This window comes from Nocardioides sp. (assembly GCF_031422975.1).
Lineage (GTDB): Bacteria > Actinomycetota > Actinomycetes > Propionibacteriales > Nocardioidaceae > Nocardioides.
On sequence record NZ_JANPEO010000342.1, the window covers coordinates 1 to 1,743 of the forward strand.

General features: G+C 71.9%; 2 protein-coding genes. One reads left to right on the plus strand and one right to left on the minus strand.

The features are described from left to right. On the minus strand, positions 1-817 hold an 817-nt coding region (locus RMO85_RS10345; protein ID WP_310528645.1), incomplete at its 3' end, for a GAF domain-containing protein. A gap of 86 nt (positions 818-903) precedes the next feature. Between RMO85_RS10345 and RMO85_RS10350 the strand changes: the two genes are divergently transcribed. Beyond that, on the plus strand, positions 904-1,743 hold an 840-nt coding region (locus RMO85_RS10350; protein ID WP_310528646.1), incomplete at its 3' end, for an NAD(P)-binding protein.

The following is a 1,743-nucleotide window of genomic DNA, read 5'->3' on the forward strand; positions in this document are numbered from 1 at the left end:
CCACGGTGACTGTTCCGAGTGCGGGCAGCCAGGTGGACTCGGTGGACAGGTCGGCGGGCAGCAGCAGCCGCTCGGGGGCGGTGAACCCCGAGACCGCGGCGATGTGCCCGCTTGGGTCGACCGCGAGGACGCGCCCACCCATGCGGGCGAGGACGGGCGCGGCATACGCGCGCAGGCGCTCGAGGGACCTGCGGTGCTCGCTGCGGACCTCGGCTTCTGCGAGCTTGGCGGTGACGCCGACGAGGGCCAGCACGGAGCGCTGGACCGAGTGCGCCGGCCCGCTGATGTCGATCGCGCCCAGCGTCTCGCCGGTCCAGGGATCGAGGACCGGGGCGGCCGCGCAGCTCCAGCGCGTGTGCGACTCGACGTAGTGCTCGGGGCCGCGGATGTGCACGGGCTCGCCCAGGACCAGGCAGGTGCCGATGGCATTGGTCCCGACGTTGGCCTCGGTCCACGCCGAGCCCGGCACGAACCCCAGCCCGTCAGCCAGACGGCGTACGCCGGTGCGCCCGCGCTGCCACAGGACGCGGCCGTCGGTGTCGGTGACCACGACGAGCAGGCCGTCGTCGACGACGGGGGCCAGGGACGAGGTGATGCTCGGCAGCAGCGGCGCCAACGCGCTCGTGGTGCGACGCGACTCGACCTCGCCCTCCGTCAGTGGAGTGACCGCGGGCTCGGCGCCCGGGGCCAGCCCTCCTGCGCGGACGCGTCGCCACGACGCGCTCACCTCTGGACGGGCTGATGGGGTGGGCGCGGTGGGCGCACCGCCGTTGAGCACGCGCTCACGAGCACGCCACGCACTGCGCTCTTCGCTCATGCCGCCTCCACTCGTTGCAACCCCGTGCAACCCTGCCGCCGATGGTACGACCGGGTGTGTGCTGGGTCACGTCGGAAGGAGACACCATGACCGAGACACTCGACGCCCCTGCCACCACCGAGACGACCGACCCCAGTGCAATTGCCACTGCCTGGCTTGACGGATTCGAGGCCGCCCTGGCCGCCCGCGACGTCCCGGGCGCCGCCGCGATGTTCGCAACGGAGTCCTACTGGCGAGACCTGGTCTCGTTCAGCTGGAACATCACCACGGTCGAGGGCCGGACCGGGGTCGGCGACCTGCTCGACCAGACCCTCGTCGGCACCGAGCCGTCGGGGTTCGCGCTGGACGAGCCCGCCGACGGGGCCGGCGGCGTGGTGACCGCATGGTTCCTGTTCGAGACCGGGCTGGGCCGCGGGCGTGGCCTGCTGCGGCTGGTGGAGGAGGACGGCGAGCACAGGGCGTTCACCCTCCTCACCACGCTCTACGAGCTCAAGGGGCACGAGGAGCCGCGCAACGAGCACCGCCCGCGCGGCGCCGAGCACGGCGCGGACAAGCAGCGCCAGACCTGGCTCGAGCGCCGCCAGGAGGAGGCCGAGAGCCTCGGCAGCACGACCCAGCCCTACGTGCTGGTGATCGGCGGCGGCCAGGGCGGGATCGCGCTCGGCGCACGGCTGCGACAGCTCGGCGTACCGAGCCTCGTGATCGACAAGCACCCACGACCCGGTGACCAGTGGCGCAACCGCTACAAGTCCCTGTGCCTGCACGACCCGGTCTGGTACGACCATCTGCCCTACCTGAAGTTCCCGGACAACTGGCCGGTCTTCGCGCCCAAGGACAAGATCGGCGACTGGCTCGAGTCCTACACGAAGATCATGGAGGTGCCCTACTGGTCGAGCACCACCGCGACCAGTGCGTCCTGGTCCGAG